Below are 753 nucleotides of genomic sequence, written 5' to 3' on the forward strand. Positions count from 1 at the left end.
CTCTATTGACCTCTGTTTATCTATCGCAGAACTACACAATTGGTTCAATATCTTTTACAGCAAAATCACGTACTTGATTCTTTTCAATATCTAATGCCTGTAAAAGCATTTGTGGTTTGGGGTGGAACTCAGTACTGACATACCACATCTTAATAGGGACAATCTGACGCTCACGTTTTTCACCCTTCCAATTCGTATACATGATAGTACTATGTACATTCGTTGGTAGTAACTTGAAAGATAACTCAGTCATTTGGGTTCCTATCATAATATAAACGAATACCTAGATTCAAAAACATATTAATAGGTACATTAGAAGGGAACACTAGTCTCTTTAACTCACTTAATTCCACTTCAACCATTTGTGAATCTGATACACGGGTTGAAGGAATAGTTTGTTGAACATCCATTACGTAGAACTCAACTATTTCCGAACCAAACATAGCTGAACCGATGACATATGTAGATCCATGCATCCCGAAATAATGTTCAGCCATCTTACCTACGTCGGAGTCAGATTTACCAATGGCAGGTCGATAAGCACCATTGGTATCTTTAATAAGAACAACCTTTCCAAAATTAACAGGAAGAATTACTTTCATAACTTGCCTTATTGAATAATACGATTACCTACAATTGCATCGTCATAATCAACTGGAATTTCCCATCCAATTATTTCAAAACTATTTACGCCAGAATAGAATTTACCAATTGTTTGTTCACCGTTAATCATAAGCCAATAATATCCATTAT

2 protein-coding genes are annotated in these 753 nt (G+C 35.2%); both read right to left on the bottom strand.

The window, feature by feature from the left end; genetic code table 11:
- Window positions 1-31: 31 nt before the first annotated feature.
- On the bottom strand, window positions 32-202 hold the full coding sequence (locus N1032_RS25090) for a hypothetical protein (RefSeq protein WP_259543287.1): 171 nt from the start codon (window positions 200-202) through the stop codon (window positions 32-34).
- 43 nt (window positions 203-245) lie between these two features.
- The gene (locus N1032_RS25095; RefSeq protein WP_259543288.1) at window positions 246-602 is read right to left on the bottom strand and encodes a hypothetical protein; all 357 of its coding nucleotides are present in this window, start codon (window positions 600-602) and stop codon (window positions 246-248) included.
- Window positions 603-753: the final 151 nt, after the last annotated feature.

Origin of the sequence: Herbiconiux daphne, assembly GCF_024979295.1 — a bacterium.
GTDB classification, from domain to species: Bacteria; Actinomycetota; Actinomycetes; order Actinomycetales; family Microbacteriaceae; genus Herbiconiux; species Herbiconiux daphnes.

What these genes read in the sequence shown, in the direction of transcription:
- N1032_RS25090 (WP_259543287.1), bottom strand. Translation starts at nt 202, where the DNA reads ATGTATACGAATTGGAAGGGTGAAAAACGTGAGCGTCAGATTGTCCCT.
- N1032_RS25095 (WP_259543288.1), bottom strand. Translation starts at nt 602, where the DNA reads ATGAAAGTAATTCTTCCTGTTAATTTTGGAAAGGTTGTTCTTATTAAA.